The sequence below is a fragment of the Curtobacterium sp. PhB137 genome, from assembly GCF_003814955.1.
Taxonomy (GTDB): domain Bacteria; phylum Actinomycetota; class Actinomycetes; order Actinomycetales; family Microbacteriaceae; genus Curtobacterium.
In genome coordinates this window covers 1212296-1228512 of sequence record NZ_RKQO01000004.1, presented here as the reverse complement: position 1 = coordinate 1228512, position 16217 = coordinate 1212296, and the positions used below count along the sequence as shown (strand labels likewise).

12 protein-coding genes are annotated in these 16217 nt (G+C 71.7%); 6 read left to right on the top strand and 6 right to left on the bottom strand.

Annotated features, from left to right (window positions below; all coding sequences use genetic code 11):
* Positions 1-27: 27 nt before the first annotated feature.
* Both EDF28_RS06265 and EDF28_RS06260 read right to left on the bottom strand, forming a co-directional pair.
* Positions 28-2142, bottom strand: a complete 2115-nt coding sequence (locus EDF28_RS06265) for a DEAD/DEAH box helicase (RefSeq protein ID WP_123937538.1) — start codon at positions 2140-2142, stop codon at positions 28-30.
* A gap of 268 nt (positions 2143-2410) precedes the next feature.
* Entirely contained in the window at positions 2411-3265 is an 855-nt protein-coding gene (locus EDF28_RS06260) for a PPK2 family polyphosphate kinase (RefSeq protein ID WP_260154559.1), read from the bottom strand.
* 175 nt (positions 3266-3440) lie between these two features.
* Here EDF28_RS06260 and EDF28_RS06255 point away from each other — a divergent pair, with 175 nt between their 5' ends.
* A complete protein-coding gene (locus EDF28_RS06255; RefSeq protein WP_123937537.1) occupies positions 3441-4451 on the top strand; it encodes an alpha/beta hydrolase in 1011 nt (336 codons plus the stop codon).
* Positions 4452-4736: 285 nt separating this feature from the next.
* Positions 4737-5033 (top strand): hypothetical protein, encoded by a 297-nt coding sequence (locus EDF28_RS06250; RefSeq protein ID WP_123937536.1) that lies wholly within the window; start codon positions 4737-4739, stop codon positions 5031-5033.
* On the opposite strand, the gene EDF28_RS06245 is transcribed toward EDF28_RS06250, so the two are convergent.
* The 3 genes from EDF28_RS06245 to EDF28_RS06235 form a co-directional block, all read right to left on the bottom strand.
* Positions 5030-8284: an efflux RND transporter permease subunit gene (locus tag EDF28_RS06245; RefSeq protein WP_123937535.1), complete on the bottom strand. Its 3255-nt coding sequence runs from the start codon at positions 8282-8284 to the stop codon at positions 5030-5032. The genes EDF28_RS06250 and EDF28_RS06245 overlap by 4 nt on opposite strands.
* Before the next feature lie 52 nt (positions 8285-8336).
* The gene (locus EDF28_RS06240; protein ID WP_123937534.1) at positions 8337-9023 is read right to left on the bottom strand and encodes a DUF6518 family protein; all 687 of its coding nucleotides are present in this window, start codon (positions 9021-9023) and stop codon (positions 8337-8339) included.
* Between the two features lie 94 nt (positions 9024-9117).
* Complete coding sequence (locus EDF28_RS06235; protein ID WP_123937533.1) at positions 9118-10569, bottom strand: PLP-dependent aminotransferase family protein; 1452 nt, start codon at positions 10567-10569, stop codon at positions 9118-9120.
* Positions 10570-10630: 61 nt separating this feature from the next.
* Between EDF28_RS06235 and EDF28_RS06230 the strand changes: the two genes are divergently transcribed.
* The 3 genes from EDF28_RS06230 to EDF28_RS06220 all read left to right on the top strand — a co-directional run bounded on the left by EDF28_RS06230 (position 10631) and on the right by EDF28_RS06220 (position 12917).
* Entirely contained in the window at positions 10631-11284 is a 654-nt protein-coding gene (locus tag EDF28_RS06230; RefSeq protein ID WP_123937532.1) for a YitT family protein, read from the top strand.
* A 134-nt stretch (positions 11285-11418) separates the two neighbouring features.
* Positions 11419-12339, top strand: a complete 921-nt coding sequence (locus tag EDF28_RS06225; protein ID WP_260154556.1) for a DUF4097 domain-containing protein — start codon at positions 11419-11421, stop codon at positions 12337-12339.
* Entirely contained in the window at positions 12336-12917 is a 582-nt protein-coding gene (locus tag EDF28_RS06220; RefSeq protein WP_123937531.1) for a PadR family transcriptional regulator, read from the top strand. Before EDF28_RS06225 ends, EDF28_RS06220 begins: the two co-directional genes overlap by 4 nt.
* A gap of 158 nt (positions 12918-13075) precedes the next feature.
* Here EDF28_RS06220 and EDF28_RS06215 read toward each other — a convergent pair whose 3' ends face one another.
* A complete protein-coding gene (locus EDF28_RS06215) occupies positions 13076-13864 on the bottom strand; it encodes a MerR family transcriptional regulator (protein ID WP_123937530.1) in 789 nt (262 codons plus the stop codon).
* A gap of 130 nt (positions 13865-13994) precedes the next feature.
* Between EDF28_RS06215 and EDF28_RS06210 the strand changes: the two genes are divergently transcribed.
* Entirely contained in the window at positions 13995-16214 is a 2220-nt protein-coding gene (locus EDF28_RS06210) for an APC family permease (protein WP_123937529.1), read from the top strand.
* Positions 16215-16217: the final 3 nt, after the last annotated feature.

Below are 16217 nucleotides of genomic sequence, written 5' to 3'. Positions count from 1 at the left end.
GGCCTCCCGTCGTGCGTGTGGTCGCGACTAGCGCGCGGCGAGCTCCGACACGATGCCGTCACCAGGGGCGGCCTGCACGAGGTCCGCCGCGATCTCGGCACGCTCGAGGATGCCCTCGATCTTGCGGATGCGACCACGCGGGACGAGGGTCACGACGGTGCCCTCCTTGCCGGCACGACCCGTCCGGCCGGAGCGGTGCATGTACGCCTTGTAGTCGTCCGGGGCATCCGCCTGCACGACGAGCGACACGTCGTCGACGTGGATGCCGCGGGCGGCGACGTCGGTGGCGACGAGCACGTTCACCCGGCCGCTCGTCAGGAGCTGCAGGTTCCGGGTCCGGCGCGACTGGTTCAGGTCGCCGTGGAGCGACGTGGCACGGATCCCGGCGTCCTCGAACTGGTCGGCGAGGCGCTCGGCGTAGGCACGGGTCCGGGCGAAGACGATCGTCTTGCCGTCGCCGGCGACGAGCTCCTCGAGGACACGGTCCTTCTCGCGCTGCTCGACCACGAGGACACGGTGGTCGATGGTCGAGGACGCCTGGTCCTCACCCGCGACCTCGTGCACGCTCGGCTCGTGCAGGAACTGCTCGACGAGCGCCGCGACCTGGGTGTCGAGCGTCGCGCTGAACAGCAGCTTCTGTGCACGGTTGCCCTGCGGGGTGACCTCGGCGGTGGCGGAGAGGATCTCCTGCACCGGCTCGAGGAACCCGAGGTCGCACATGTGGTCGGCCTCGTCGAGCACGGAGATGACGACCTCGCTGAGGTCGAGCTTCCCCTTGTTCATGAGGTCCTGCACACGACCAGGGGTGCCGACGATGATGTCGACGCCACGCTCGAGCGCACCCTCCTGACGGCCGTACGGCACGCCGCCGTAGATCTGCGTCGTGAAGAGGCCCACCGAGCGGGCGATCGGCTGCACCGTGCGGTCGATCTGCAGGGCCAGCTCGCGGGTCGGCGCGAGGATGAGCGCACGCGGGGCGCGGCCCATCTTGCGCTTCGTGCCGCCGCCGTGCTCCATGAGCTTCTCGACGAGCGGGGCGCCGAACGCGATGGTCTTGCCGGAGCCCGTGCGGCCACGGCCGAGGACGTCCTTGCCGGCGATCACGTCGGGGATCGTCGCGGCCTGGATCGGGAACGGGCTGCTCGCGCCGAGTTCCTGCAGGGCGCGGGAGATGTTGCCGCCGATGCCGAGGTCGCCGAAGGTCACGCCCTCGACGTCCGACGCCACGGTGGACTCGGCCTGGAGCTTCGCGAGCTTGACGTCGTCGGCGGGGACGAACTTGCCGCGCTCCGGCTCGTCGAAGGAGCGGCGGGGAGCGCTGCGGTCGTCGCGGTCGAAGCTGCGACGCGGGCGGTCGTCGTTGTCACGACGGGGCGCACGGTCATCGCGGTTGAAGCTGCGGGGAGCACGGTCGTCGCGGTCGAAGCTGCGACGGGGACGGTCGTCGTTGTCACGACGGGGAGCACGATCATCGCGGTTGAAGCTGCGCGGTGCACGGTCGTCACGATCGAAGCGACGCGGACGGTCGTCGTTGTCACGACGCGGCGCACGATCATCGCGATCGAAGCGACGGGGAGCACGGTCGTCGCGGTCGAAGCTGCGACGGGGACGGTCGTCGTTGTCACGACGCGGAGCGCGGTCATCGCGGTCGAACGAACGACGGGGACGGTCGTCGTTGTCACGACGCGGGGCGCGGTCGTCGCGGTCGAAGCTGCGACGCGGGCGGTCGTCGTTGTCACGACGGGGAGCGCGGTCGTCGCGGTTGAAGCTGCGCGGTGCACGGTCGTCACGATCGAAGCGACGCGGACGGTCGTCGTTGTCACGACGCGGGGCGCGGTCGTCGCGATCGAAGCGACGGGGAGCACGGTCGTCACGGTTGAAGCCGCGACCACCGCGGTCGTCACGCTCCGGGCGGCGCTGGCCGCCGCTGTCACGGGGCTCCCAGTTCGGGCGCGCGGGGCGCTCGCCCTGCGCCGAGCGGCCGCGCCGCTCCTCGGCGTCCCAGCGCTGCTTCTGGCGCGGCGCGGTCGGCTCGGCGGCGCGGAACCCGCGGTGCTTGCTGCTGCGTGCGGCGGGGGTGCCGTTCGGGTGGCGGGGACGATCGGAGGCGCGGTTGTCCGCGCCCTTGTTGTACGGAGCCATGACTGCTTTCTCGGGTGCGCAACGAACCGCAGCGCCCGACAGCGACATCGGCGGGGGCTGCTTGCGGAGAGGGGGTTCATCCCGTCGCGATTCGACGTGATTCCAGCCCTCGAGCAACACACACCCAACAAAAAGCCCGTGATCACGATGTCACGGCGTCGAAGGCCGACCGAGCGAGTCTACGCGACCCCGCGCTCTGATGCCAGCCCCGTCGTCGACGGACGGCCGCGAGCCGGACCCGGCCCGTGCCTCCCGGCCGGCCCGTCGGTCAGGACTCGGCGAGCCGCTGTCGTTGCTCGGCCACGTCGAAGTCCGCCTTCGGCCACGAGAGCTGCATGTCCTCGAGGGCGCGGAGCAGGAGCTGCTGCACCGCCAGGCGGGCGTACCACTTGCGGTTCGCCGGCACGACGTACCAGGGCGCCTGCGGGGTCGAGGTCTGGTCGAACACGATCTGGTACGCGTCCTGGTACCGGTCCCACAGCAGGCGCTCGTCGATGTCGGCCGGGTTGAACTTCCAGTGCTTGTCGGGGCGGTCGAGTCGCTCGCCGAGGCGTTCGCGCTGCTCGTCCTTCGAGATGTGCAGCATCACCTTGACGATCGTGGTGCCCTCGGCGGTGAGGCGGTCCTCGAACTCGGTGATCGCGCCGTAGCGTCGTTCGATCTCGTCCGGCGCCGCGAACGCCCGGATGCGCTGGATGAGGACGTCCTCGTAGTGCGAGCGGTCGAAGACGCCGAGCTGCCCGGCACTCGGGAGCTGACGCTCGATGCGCCAGAGGAAGTCGTGCTCGCGCTCCTCGGCCGTCGGGGCCTTGAAGCCCGCGTACCGCACGCCGTTGGGGTCGACCGCACCGACGACGTGCGAGACGATGCCGCCCTTGCCGGCGGTGTCCATCGCCTGCAGGACGAGCAGCACCCGGCGCTGGTCGCCGGCGGTCGACGCCGCGTACAGCCGCTCCTGCAGGGCGGCGAGGCGGGACGCCCCCGCGGCGAGCGCTTCGAGCCCGTCGATCTTGCGGCCGGGGAAGCCCGGCGTCGCATCCGGGTCGACCTGGTCGAGGCGGAAGCCCTGGTCGACGCGGAGCAGTGGTTCGGGATCGGCGTTCCAGGCCTTGCGACGGCTCACGGGTCCTCCTGCGGTCCTGGCGGCGGGTGCCCCCTGCTCTCATCCTGGCACTGTGTCGGTTCCGCCGTCGGGCGGCGCCGTCCGGGTGCGCGGTCGGGTGCGCGGTCGGGTGCGCGGTCGGGGTTCCTCCGCTGGGGTGACGTGGCCGGCCTCGGGTGCGGCTACCGTGGAACCGATGAAGTCCGGCCGCCGCACAGTGCTCGCGCTCGTCGCCGCGGTCGTGGCGCTCGGCGCGGTCGCGTCCTGCAGTACGGACCCCGTCGGCGACGAGAACGCGACGGTCACCGCGGACAGCGTCATCTACCCGCTGTCCCTGCAGTACCACGGCATCGACGTGGTCGCGGATGTGCCGTACGGCACGGCTCCGCTGCAGCGACTCGACGTCTGCCTGCCGGCCGACAGCGCCCCGGAGACGACCGCGACCCCCACGGCGACGCCGTCCGCCACCCCGACGGCCGACCCCGCCGAGGCCGCAGCCAGCACCGGTCGGCCCGCGGTGCTGATGATCCACGGCGGCAGCTGGTCGCACGGCGACAAGGCCACCGCCGCCTACCGGTCGGTGTGCAAGTACCTGGCGTCCGAGGGCTTCGTCACGTTCAACGTCGACTACCGGCTCGCTCCCACCGACCCGTTCCCGGCCGGTCTCGACGACGTCCGACGGGCGCTCGACTACGTGTTCCGCCCCACGACGCTCTCCACGTACGACGTCGACTCCCAGCGGGTCGGGGTGTTCGGCGGGAGCGCGGGCGGCAACCTGGCGGCGATGCTCGCGGTGACCGACCACGAGTCCGCCGCCTACGCCGAGGGCGACCGGATCCATGCGGTCGTCGACCTGAGCGGCCCCACGAACCTGACGTCACGCTCGACCCGGGCCGACGGGGTGTCCGCGTCCTTCCAGCGGAAGCAGCTGCTGTACCTCGGCTGCCGGACCTACGCGAAGTGTCCGGCGGCGACCCGGGCGTCGCCGGAGTACCACGTCACCTCGGACACGGCGCCGTTCTTCATCGGGCACTCGACGGACGAGTTCATCCCGCTGTGGGAGTCGCAGGAGTTCGCGGCGACGCTCCGGTCGCACGACGTGCCGGTCACGTTCGTGCAGGTCGAGGGGACCGCGCACTCGATCGCGCAGCTCGACGAGGCGATGAGCCGCCGCGTGGCGACGTTCTTCCGGACCCAGCTGGGCTGAGGCGCTGCGGGGGCGCCGTGCGCGGGTTCGGCCGCGGGCGGGTTCGGCCGCGGGCGGGTTCGGTCGCGGGCGGGTTGTGTGCCGCCGAAGCGACACTTCTCGCCGACGAGCGGCCGTCCGTGCCGCGAGAGCGACGTTGTGCCGCCGATGTTCGGCGGAGAAGTGTCGCTTTCGCAGAGACGCCAGAGCGGGCGCGCTCGCGGAGCCGCACTGCCGCGTGCCCCGGGTGGGTGGCACCCGGAGTCGGGACTACTGCCGACAGCCACCACGTCGCAGACTTCCGGGGTGACCGACACCTCGACCCGCCCTGCACGCGCCGCCGCGACCCGCTGGGACCGTTCTGCGCTGCAGACCTCCTCGGAGTTGCTGCTCGGTCTGTCGTTCGCCGCCACCATGGCCTTCGGCGGGTACGCGGCCGCGACCGGGCACCTCGCTGTGTTCGCGCAGGGCGCCGGGATCGTCTTCCTGGTCACGCTGACCTGCGTGCTCGTGTCGTGGTTCCGCGCCGTCGAGCGCGAGGAGCGTGCCGACCGTCCCGCCGTCTCGCCCCTCGCCGCGATCGACGCCGAGTACCGCCGCTAAGCCGCGCTGTCGGAACGCGCCGCTCGACGCCGCTGTCGTTCCGCCCGAAGCTCCGCGCGTTCCTGGCGTCGCTCAGCGCGCGCCTGCTTCCGGGTCTTGCCCGCGGCGATCCGGTCCGCGTTGCGCTCGCGTGCCCGCTCGACCACGAAGTACAGCGCCGGCAGCACCACGAGCGTCAGCAGTGTCGAGGACACCAGCCCGCCGATCACGACCAGTGCCAGCGGCTGCGAGATGAACCCGGACTTGCCGGTCAGCCCGATCGCCATCGGCACGAGCGCGAAGATCGTCGCCAGTGCGGTCATCAGGATGGGCCGGAGTCGTCGGGTGGCCCCTTCGACCAGGGCCTCGCGCACCCGCAGTCCGCGCCGCCGGTACTGGTTCACCAGGTCGATGAGGACGATCGCGTTCGTCACGACGATGCCGACGAGCATGAGCACGCCGATGAGCGACGCCACACCGAGTGGGATGCCCGACGCGATCTGCAGCAGGATCGCGCCCGTCGCCGCGAACGGCACCGAGACGAGCAGCAGCAGGGGCTGGAGCAGGCTCCGGAACGTCGCGACCATCACCACGTAGACGATCAGGATCGCGACCAGGGCGGCGAGCAGCAGCTGGCTGAACGCCGACGTCTGGCTCGAGGCGACGCCGCCGATCGACGCGGACGCACCCTTGGGCAGGTCGAGCTGGTCGACCGCCGTGGTCACCGACTGCACCGCCGCGCCGAGGTTCGACGCGTCCGGGGTCACGGTGATCGTCGCGGTGCGGACGGCGTCCGAGGTGGTGACGGTCGTCGGCCCCTCGGCACGTTCGACGGTGGCGACGTCGGACAGCGGCACCGGGCCGGTCGAGGTCGGGACCGACAGTGCGCGCAGTGCCGTGATGGTCCCCGGCGGCGAGGGTGCGGCGATGTAGACGTCGAGCGAGGCGTCGCCGATCTCGACCGTCCCGGTGTCGCGCGGCGACACCGAGGCTGCGACGATCCCGCCGACCTGGGTCTCGGTCAGCCCGAGCGCGGCCGCCTTCTCGCGGTCGACCCGGACGGCCAGGTACGGCTCGGCCGACGACAGGTTGCTCGTCGCCCCCGTGGTGTCGTCGACCGTCCGCATCTCGCGCAGCACCTGCGACGCGGCGGTCCGGAGCTGCGCCTGGGTCGGCGCGCTGACGTCGACCTCGATGTCGCTGCTGCCGCCGAAGCCACCACCCGACGACGCGACCGTGAGCTCGCCCTGGTCCTTGAGCCCGTCGAGTCGCTTCCGGGTGTCCGACTGCACCCGGGTCTGGTCGGCGCCCTCGTCGGTGGTCACCGAGTACTGCACCGATGCCGTGCCGCCGCCACCGAACGCGGCCTGGATCGACTCGCCGCTCGTGCCGATCGTGGTCTGGACGGTCTCGACGCCGTCGACCGCGCGGAGCTGGCGCTCGACGGTGCGTGCCGCGTCGGACTGCGACGCCAGGCTCGTGCCGGGCTCGAGGTCCTGCGTGACGGTGAAGGTGTTCTGCCCGGAGTCACCGAGGTAGTTCGTCTTGACGAAGGGCAGCGCCGCTGCGGTCCCTCCGAGCACGAGCACGGCGAGCACGAGGACCACCCACGGTGCGCGGAGCGCCCACCCGAGCACCGGCTGGTAGCCGCGGCGCAGCCGGTCGGGTGCGGACGCGTCGTGCAGGTCTGCCGCACTCGCGAGTGCACCGTCCGTCGCAGAGCTGACGGGAGGCACGGCCCCCGCCGCCCCGTCGGCGTCGGTCCCCGACACGGCCGGCTGCACCGCCCCGGCGTGCTTGTGCCCCTTCGGCGCGCGCAGGAACCAGTACGCCAGCACCGGCACGATGGTCAGGGAGACCAGCAGCGAGGCGACCAGCGCCATCGTCACGGTCAGGGCGAACGGCCGGAACAGTTCGCCGACGAGCTCGGCGACGAACGCGACGGGCAGGAACACGACCACGGTCGTCACGGTCGACGCGGTCACGGCGCCGGCGACCTCGCGGACGCCGTCGAGCACCGCCCGTTGCCGGTCGACGCCGGGTTGCAGGTGCCGCTTGATGTTCTCGATCACGACGATGGAGTCGTCGACCACACGGCCGATCGCGATGGTCAGGCCGGCGAGCGTGATGATGTTGAGCGTGTAGCCGGCGGCCAGCATGCCGATCGCGGCGAGGAGCACCGACGTCGGGATCGAGATCGCGGTGACGATCGTCGACCGGACCGACAGCAGGAACAGCAGGATCACGAGGACGGCGAAGGCCAGGCCGAGCAGTCCTTCCTCGGCCAGGGAGTCGATCGACTGCTGGATGAAGGGCGCCTGGTCGAACACGACGGTGAACCGGGGGTCGCCGTCGATCTTCGCCTCGATGCCGGGCAGGGCGTCACGGACGGTCTCGGAGACGTCGACGGTGTTCGCCTCCTGCGTCTTCGTGATCGCGATGGTGAGTGCCTGTTCGCCGTTCACGCGGCTGATCGAGGTGCGCGGTGACTCCTTGATGGCGACGGTGGCGACGTCGCCGAGGGTCGTCGCCGAGGTGCCGCCCGTCAGCGGCAGGTCCTCGATGTCGGCGACCGAGGCGATGCGTTCGCCGGTCTGCACGGAGAGCGTCGAACCGCTCTGCGTGATCGTGCCGCCGGGGATCAGGGTGCCGTTGTCGTCGAGCGCGTCCGAGATCGCCGTCTCGCTGAGGCCCCGGGCTGCCAGGTCGTCCTGGTCCGGGGTGATGACGACGCGGCGACCGGGGTTGCCGTAGACGTCGGCGGCCCGCACCCCGTCGAGCTTCTCGAGGTCGGGCACCGCGGTGGCGTTCAGCCGTTCGACGAGCTGTTCCTGGTCGCCCTTCGCCGACACCGCGAGCTGCAGGACGGGCAGGTCGTCGAACGACCCGGTCACGATCTGGGTCTGCACGGAGTCGGGCAGCGAGAGTGCATTGACGACGGTCTGGATCTTGTCCTCGGCGCTGGCCAGGTTGGAGCCGTAGTCGAACGAGGCCGACACGATGCTCTGCCCGGTGGACGAGGTCGCCGAGGTCGACTCGAGGTCCGGGACCGCCTGGATCCCCTGCTCGATCTTCGTCGAGACGTCGTTGGACACCACCTCGGGCGTGGCACCCGGGTACGCGCTCACGATCGCGACCTGCGGGAACTCGACGCTCGGGATCAGCTCCTGCTTGAGGTTCGACAGCGCGATGCCACCGAAGATCGCGACGACGATCGTGACGAGCGCGATGAGGGCCCGGTTGCGGAGGCTGAAGACCGAGAGGAGGTGCACGTCATCGATCCTCGCAGCCGCAGCCCGTGCGCGTCCGCATCAGGCCGTCGCATCAGCCACCGAGCAGCAGGTACGCGCCGAGCACGCCGACGGTGCCGAGCACGCCGCTGCCGAGGGCGATCACGCGGCCGACCGACGACCGGGCGGTGGCCACCCCGACGACGAGCACGAGGATGCCGACGACGATCTCGACCACCCAGGTCACCGGGCCGGTCGTGGCCACCACCTTCAGCAGCGCCCGCACCCCCTCGCCGATGAGGATCGCGGCGGTGACCCCGAAGGCTCCGGCACGCCAGCGGGCGTCACGGGAGCGGACGAACACGGCGACCGCACCGGCGAGCAGCCCCGCGGGGACGCCGAGCAGCACCCACAGGTTGGTGACGGACAGGAAGTCCGGGTAGCCGCGCAGGTTCGTCGTGGCCCAGTAGCCGACGTGCATGAGTTCGAGCAGCACGACGCCGAGCAGCATCGCGAGCGGCAGGGCGAACCGGCCGGCACGGGCTCCGGCGCCGATGCACAGCGCGACGGCGACCAGGAACCAGGGGCCGGCCGAGTTGGCGACCGACGACAGTGCGGGCACGGTCTGCCCGAACGAGGTCAGCACACCGGCGAGCAGCGCACCGCTCAGGGCCATCGTGACGCGCACCAGAGCCGGCACCGCGGGGCACGGCTCGGACGGCGACGCGGACGACGGGGACGCAGCAGGCGCCGGAGCACCGGCGGACAGGGTCGCGTTCATGGCATCAGCATCGCGTCGTCCGCCGCCGCGCACATCACCCCACGGAGCGAGAACGACCCCGGCCCATCACCCCAGAGGATGACCCCACGACTGCTCACACCACCGCGGCGAGCGACCCCCGCACCCCGGCGGACTCCCCACCGACCCGCGCCCACGCCCGTTCGAGCACGTCCACCAGACGACCGCGGTCCGCCGGCGCCATCGTGAACGGCACCCGCAGGAACCGTTCGAACCCGCCGTCCGGGCCGAACACCCCGCCGGACGCCAGCACCACCCCCTCGGACCGCGCGGCCAGCACGAGCGCACTCGACACCGGTCGCCCGAGGCCCACCCACGTCGTCAGCCCACCTGCGGGCGACGGGACGTCCCATTCCGGCAGTCGTGCCCTGAGCGCGCCCACGACGTCGTCGCGACCCTGTCGCAGGTACTCGCGCCGCGCCTCCAGGACGGCCGCCGTGCGCGGGACCAGCTCGCGCGCGACCAGCTGGTCGAGGACGGGGGTGCCGAGGTCGCCCGTCGGGCGGGCGGCGAGCAGCCGCTGCAGGAGCGCCGGCGCGGCGCGGATCCAGCCGATCCGCAGGCCGCCCCAGAAGACCTTGTCGGCCGACCCGATCATCACGACCGACGCCCCCGACGGGTCCGCTGCTGCCAGCGGCAGCGACGGCGCGCCGTCGATCCGCAGCTCGCCCATCGTCTCGTCGGCGACCACCGTCGTGCCGACCGACGCCGCGACCGACAGCAGCAGCTGGCGGGTCGACGCGGACATGGTCGCTCCGGTCGGGTTGTGCAGCTCGGGCATGACGTAGGCGACGGCCGGGGCGGTCCGGCGCAGGGTCGTCTCGAGCGCGGCGGCGTCCCACCCGGTCCGCGCGTCGACGGGCACGCCGACGAGTCGTCCGCCGGCCTCGCGGAACGCCTCGTGCGCGTGCGGGTAGGTCGGGGACTCGACGAGCACGGCGTCACCGCGGCGGACGAGCACCCGTGCGAGCAGCGCGATGGCGTGCTGCGCGCCGATCGTCACGATCACCTGGGACGGGTCGGTCGCCAGCCCGCGCTCGGTGTAGCGGTCGGCGATGGCGGCGCGGAGCCCGGGGTCGCCGACGGTGTCGTACCCGATGCCGGCGAGCGCCGCGGGCACGTGTCGCACCGCCCGTTCGACGGCCTCGGCCATCCCCGGCGCCGAGTGCATCGCGGCCTTCCGCAGGTCGAGCAGCTCGCCGTCGACCACCCCGCCGAGCCGTTCCGGGTCGGGACGACCGATCAGGGACGCGGGCAGGTGGACCACGCTGCCGGAGCCACGGACCGACACGACGAACCCGTCGGACCGCAGTCGGGCGTACGCGTTCGCCACGGTCGTGCGGGAGACGCCGAGCGCGGTGGCCAGTCCGCGCTCCGCCGGCAGTCGCACGCCCTGCGCGACCCGGCCGTCGATGACGAGCACCCGGATGGCGTCGGACAGGGCCTCGTACGCGGGGGCGTCGGTGCCGTCGCGCCAGTCGGTGAGCAGCAGGGCAGCAGATCGAGCACTCAGCAGCACGGGTGTCATGGGTCCACGGTAGCGCGATTGGCTCTCGACCAGCAGTCCAATCCCCGTCGACGATGAACCCATGTCCCGCAGCACCGCCCTCACGTTCCGCTTCGTCCAGCTCTTCGTCGGCCTGTTCCTCTACGGCGCCTCGACCGCGCTGCAGGTCCGCGCGGTCGTCGGCGTCTCGTCGTGGACCGTCCTGACGCAGGGCCTCGAGAACGTGGTGCCGTGGTCGTTCGGCGTCATCACCGTCGTGTCGAGCGGTGTGATCCTGCTGTTCTGGATCCCCCTGCGCCAGAAGCCGGGCATCGGCACCCTGCTGAACGCGCTGGCGATCGGGCCGAGCGCCGACCTGGTGCTCTGGCTCGTGCCGGAGCCGTCCGGGCTGCTCGCCCGGATCGCCCTGTTCGTCGCCGGACTGGTGCTGCTCGCCGTCGCGACGGCGTTCTACATCGGCGCGGGGTTCGGCACCGGGGCCCGTGACGGCCTGATGGTCGGACTGCACGAGCGCCTCGGCTGGCCACTCTGGCTCGCGCGCACCCTGGTGGAGGTGTCGGTCGTCATCGTCGGGTGGATCCTCGGCGGGAACGTCGGCGCCGGCACCGTCATCGCCGCCTTCGCGATCGGTCCGATGGTGCAGCCACTCATGCCGTTCTTCCGCCGGTTCCCGTGGAGCCCGGAGCGACGGGTCGTCCGGGAGGCCCGCCCCACCTCCGTCGCGCACGCTTCGTGAGCAGGAATGGTCGGGTCGCAGGGCCCCACCCGACCATTTCTGCTCACCATCCGCCCGGCATCCTTGCGCCGCGTCGAGTCGCGATATAGCGTGACCTCCACAGACGCGATACATCGCGAGTTGGAGGAAGCAACATGACGCAGGAGAAGTGGCTCGTCGACGAGCCCAAGGTCATCGACACCGGCATCGTCCGCACACTCCGTGTCGGACTCGTCGGTGGTCAGGTGGACGTCGTGGCACATGACGAACCCACCGCACGGGTCGAGGTCCACAGCGTGTCCGGCAAGCAGCTGAAGATCGAGGTCGACGGCGACACGCTCACCGTCGACCACCCGCAGATCCGGTGGGACGACCCCATCGGGTTCCTGAAGTCGTTCCGCGGCAAGGCCCACGCGGACGTCAGCATCCTCGTCCCCCGCGACGCCTCGGTGCACCTCGGCGTCGTGTCGGCGGGTGCACTGCTGTCCGGCACGAACCGCGGCGCGATGCTCAACACGGTGTCCGGTGACCTCGTGGTCGACGGTGTCGCCGGCGACGTCACGGTCAACGCCGTCTCGGGCGCGACGACCATCCGCGAACTCGACGGCGCCCTGACGGTCCACACGGTCTCGGGTGACGTCGTGGCCACGGGCGAGATCCCGCGGTTCCAGGCGGACGGGGTCTCGGCGGACGTCGTGCTCGACCTGCACGGCGTGCCGGAGTCGGCGCGCGTCAACACGGTCTCGGGTGGCGTGAGCGTCCGGCTCGAGGACGGTGTCGCCTACCAGTGCACCGTCAGCACGGCGTCCGGCAAGCTGCAGTTCGACGACTCCGAGATCCGCGGTGTGCGCGGCTCGTACGTCAAGCAGGGTGGCGAGCTGGCCGGCCAGTGGCTGGACCTGCGCGTGAACTCGGTCTCCGGCGACATCGCGGTGCTGCACGCCCCGCCGGTCGCCACCGAGCCGACCGCACCCCCGGCACCCCCGACGGCGCCGGTCCCCCCGACGGCGCCCGTGCCCCCGACGGCGTCCGTGCCCCCGACGGTGCCGACCAACGACGGCGAGGTGCCCGCATGAGCCCCGTCTTCGCCCACGGCCACCTCCGCCTGTACCTGCTCGTGCTGCTGGCGGACCACCCGATGCACGGCTACGAGCTCATCCAGGCCCTCGGCGACCGGTTCGGCGGCACCTACGTGCCGAGCGCCGGCACCGTGTACCCGCGGCTCGCGAAGCTCGAGGAAGAGAGCCTCGTCTCGAAGACCGCCGACGGCCGCAAGACCGTCTACGCGATCACCGAGGCCGGCCGCACCGAACTCGCGGCCCGTGCCGACGAGATCGCCGCGGTCGAGTCCGGGGTCGCCGACTCGGTGAAGTCCCTGGCCGACGGCGTCCGCGCCTCGGTCGGCGAGGCGATGCGGTCCCTCCGAGCCGACCTCGCCGCCTCGGCGGAGAGCCCCGGCACCGGTTCCCACGAGGAGCCCGTCTCGGTCCCGTCGGAGAGCGCCCGCGCCCTGCGCGAGCTCGAGATGGCGCTGTCGTCGTTCCGGCAGCAGGTCCGCGCGGACCTGCGCCGACGTGCGACCCGCGGCACGCTCCGTGCGGACACCGTGACGCGCCTGCGTGACGGCCTGGAGGCCCTGCGCAAGTCGCTCTGACGGCCCGCGGCCGACAGGCGGTCGCGACCAGAGCCTCCCGGCCGCCCGTCGCACCGCCCCACCCACGGAACCAGGTTCCGGACACAGCATCACGCCGATCCGTGGTGTCGTGACCGGAACCTGGTTCCGTCTGCGCACGACGGCCCGCGGTCGGCGCGCTACAGCCCGCGTTCGGCGAACGCGACCATCGCGTCGCGCAGCGCACGTGCCGCACCCGCTCCGGCCCAGTCGTAGGCGTGCGCGAACCGCTCGTCGTGCACGTACATCTCGGCGAGGGTCCGGAACCGCTCCGCGGTGAGGTCCGCCGGCGGCGTCGACTCGGCGAGCCACGCGAACTGCCGCCGCGCCAGTGCCTGCGCGGCCGGTGAGTCCGGGCCGTCGCCCGACGCGGCGAGCGCTGCGGCGGCCTGGGCGATCGCGCGCAGCTCGTCCTGGAACGCCTGCTTGCCTGCGGTGTCCTTCGCGTCCCACCAGGCGGTGCCGCGCTGCCAGGCGTCCGCTCCCCAGCGCTCCTCGACCTCGTGCTTGAAGCGGGTCTGGTCGAACCCGTCGAAGGTGTCCGTGGCGTTCATGGTGTCCCCGTTCTCGATCCTGGTGATGGTGGTGCGCACGGCGGCGAGCTGCCGGGCGAGGCGGTCCCGCTCGCGTTCGAGCCAGGCGACGTGCGCGGTGAGGGCGGCGACGTCGTCCTGCTCGCCGTCGAGGACCCGGCGGATGTCGGGCAGCCCGAGGCCGAGGCCGCGCAGCAGCAGGATGCGCTGCAGCCGGACGAGTGCCCGGTCGTCGTAGCGGCGGAGTCCGCCGTCGCCGACGGCGGTGGCCGGCAGCAGCCCGATGGCGTCGTAGTGGCGGAGCGTGCGGCTCGACACCCCGGCGGATCGCGCCACGTCGGCGATGCCGTGGGGTGCTTTCGCAGCTTCCGTGGCGATGTCTGACGGATCCCTCATGCAGCCCACCGTAGAGGTTGACGCCACGTCAACCGCAAGGGGTGATCGGGGTGCGGAGTCGACGACACGCGACCGACCGGGAATGACCGCCCGGGGACCCGTGTTGACTCCCGCCCGGAACTGAGTAGGTTTGCCGCTCGTGACGAACGAGGTCCGGTCGCTGAAAGCGCGACTGATCGGGGATCCGCTCCCCTCTGAGAAGCTCGAAGGACAGCTCCTCCCGAAGCACCTGGCACTGCCGATCTTCGCGAGTGACCCGCTGTCCTCCGTCGCGTACGCACCGCAGGAACTCCTGATGATCCTGCTGCTCGGCGGGATGTCGTTCCTGACCTTCGCACCGTGGGTGGCCGCGCTCGTCGTGCTGCTGCTCGTGGTGGTCGTCGCGTCCTACCGACAGCTCATCAAGGCGTACCCGTCCGGCGGCGGCGACTACGAGGTCGCGCACCGGAACCTCGGCGAGAAGGCCGGGCTGGTCGTCGCGAGTGCGCTGCTCGTCGACTACGTCATGACGGTCGCGGTGTCGGTGGCCTCCGGCGTGGACAACATCATCTCGGCGCTGCCGATGCTGAACGACGTCCGCGTCGAACTCGCGCTCGTGTTCGTCGTGCTCCTCGCCGCCACGAACCTGCGCGGCGTGCGGGAGTCGAGCAAGGCGTTCGCCATCCCCACCTACCTGTTCGTGGCGTCGGTCTTCGTGATGGTCGTCACCGGCCTGGTCCGCGTCGCCGCCGGGCACGCCCCGGTCGCCGAGTCCGCCGGGTACACCGTCGACAACGTCGAGCACACGACGCAGGCGGCGTTCATCCTGCTGCTCCTCCGGGCCTTCGCCTCCGGCTGCTCGGCCCTGACCGGCGTCGAGGCCATCGCGAACGGCGTGCAGGCCTTCCGACGCCCGAAGATCAAGAACGCGCAGGCGACCCTGGTGGCGATGGGCGGCATCGCGATCGTCCTGTTCATCGGGCTCATCACGCTCGCGCTCGTGTCCCGCGTGCACTACGCCGAACGCGCCTGCGACCTGCAGGGGTTCGCGGACTGCGCCACGACGCCGCAGCGCTCCCTCATCGCCCAGATCGCGGCGGCGACGTTCGGTGACAACTCGGTGCTGTTCTTCGTCATCCAGGCGACGACGGCCGCGGTCCTGCTCCTCGCCGCGAACACGGCGTTCAACGGGTTCCCGCTGCTCGGCTCGATCCTGGCCCGCGACTCGTACGCCCCCAAGGCCCTGTCGACGCGCGGCGACCGGCTCATCTACTCGAACGGCGTCATCGTCCTGGCGCTCGTCGCCGCGGCGCTGCTCGTGGTGTACCGGGCGAACGTCACGAGCCTCATCCAGCTCTACATCATCGGCGTCTTCGTGTCGTTCACCCTCGGGCAGACGGGCATGGTCGTGCACTGGACGCGACTGCTGCGCGCGGACCGGGCCGGCACCGCCGATCCGTCCGTCAACCGCGCGCAGGTGGTGCGCTCCCGCACCATCAACGCGATCGGCGCCACGTTCACCCTCGTCGTCCTGGTCATCGTCACGATCACCAAGTTCACGCACGGCGCCTGGCTCGTGTTCCTGATCATGCCGATCCTGTACGTGCTCATGCTCGGCGTGAACCGTTACTACCGCGACGTCTCGCACGAGATCGAGGCCGACGTCGAGACCGAGTTCGGTGCCACCGGCGACCACGCCGTCGTGCTCGTGAACAAGCTGCAGAAGCCCGTGCTGAAGGCCCTCGACTACGCGATCGCCGCCGAGCACGCCAGCTGCGAGGCGGTCCACGTCGCGATCGACGACGCCGACGCCCAGAACCTGCGCGACCAGTGGGCCGAGTACGGCATCCGGATGCCGTTGACCATCGTGCCGAGTCCGTACCGCGACATCTCGATGCCGCTCATCAAGTACATCAAGGCGCACCGGCTCGAGCACGGCTCCGAGGTCGTCACCGTCTACACCCCGATCTTCATCGTCGGTCACTGGTGGGAGGGCCTGCTCCACAACCACCGCGGTCGTCGCATCCGCAAGAAGCTCCTGCTCGTGCACGGCGTCACCGTGGCGCTGGTGCCGTGGCTGCTCGACTCGTCCGAGCTGCTGTACGGCCGCCGGTCGCGTCCGCTCCCCGGCCAGGAACGTCGCGGCGAGCCCGTGCGGCCCCCGCTCCGCCGGTCCCTCGCCGGCTCGGCCGGAGCGCCGGTCGACGGTGTCGTCGATGATCGCCTGGCCCGGTCCGCGCAGCGGAACAGCCTGCAGCCGCGTCGCGCGACCCGACCGGCCGGTCCCGCCGAGGGCGTCGACCCCGCGCAGTGCACCGGTGAGCTGCACGCGCTCGTGCCGACCTCGCCGCGTCGGGGCGACGAGTCGTAGCAT

What these genes read in the sequence shown, in the direction of transcription:
- EDF28_RS06235 (WP_123937533.1), bottom strand. Translation starts at nt 10,569, where the DNA reads ATGACACCCGTGCTGCTGAGTGCTCGATCTGCTGCCCTGCTGCTCACC.
- EDF28_RS06240 (WP_123937534.1), bottom strand. Translation starts at nt 9,023, where the DNA reads ATGAACGCGACCCTGTCCGCCGGTGCTCCGGCGCCTGCTGCGTCCCCG.
- EDF28_RS06220 (WP_123937531.1), top strand. Translation starts at nt 12,336, where the DNA reads ATGAGCCCCGTCTTCGCCCACGGCCACCTCCGCCTGTACCTGCTCGTG.
- EDF28_RS06215 (WP_123937530.1), bottom strand. Translation starts at nt 13,864, where the DNA reads ATGAGGGATCCGTCAGACATCGCCACGGAAGCTGCGAAAGCACCCCAC.
- EDF28_RS06265 (WP_123937538.1), bottom strand. Translation starts at nt 2,142, where the DNA reads ATGGCTCCGTACAACAAGGGCGCGGACAACCGCGCCTCCGATCGTCCC.
- EDF28_RS06230 (WP_123937532.1), top strand. Translation starts at nt 10,631, where the DNA reads ATGTCCCGCAGCACCGCCCTCACGTTCCGCTTCGTCCAGCTCTTCGTC.
- EDF28_RS06225 (WP_260154556.1), top strand. Translation starts at nt 11,419, where the DNA reads ATGACGCAGGAGAAGTGGCTCGTCGACGAGCCCAAGGTCATCGACACC.
- EDF28_RS06255 (WP_123937537.1), top strand. Translation starts at nt 3,441, where the DNA reads ATGAAGTCCGGCCGCCGCACAGTGCTCGCGCTCGTCGCCGCGGTCGTG.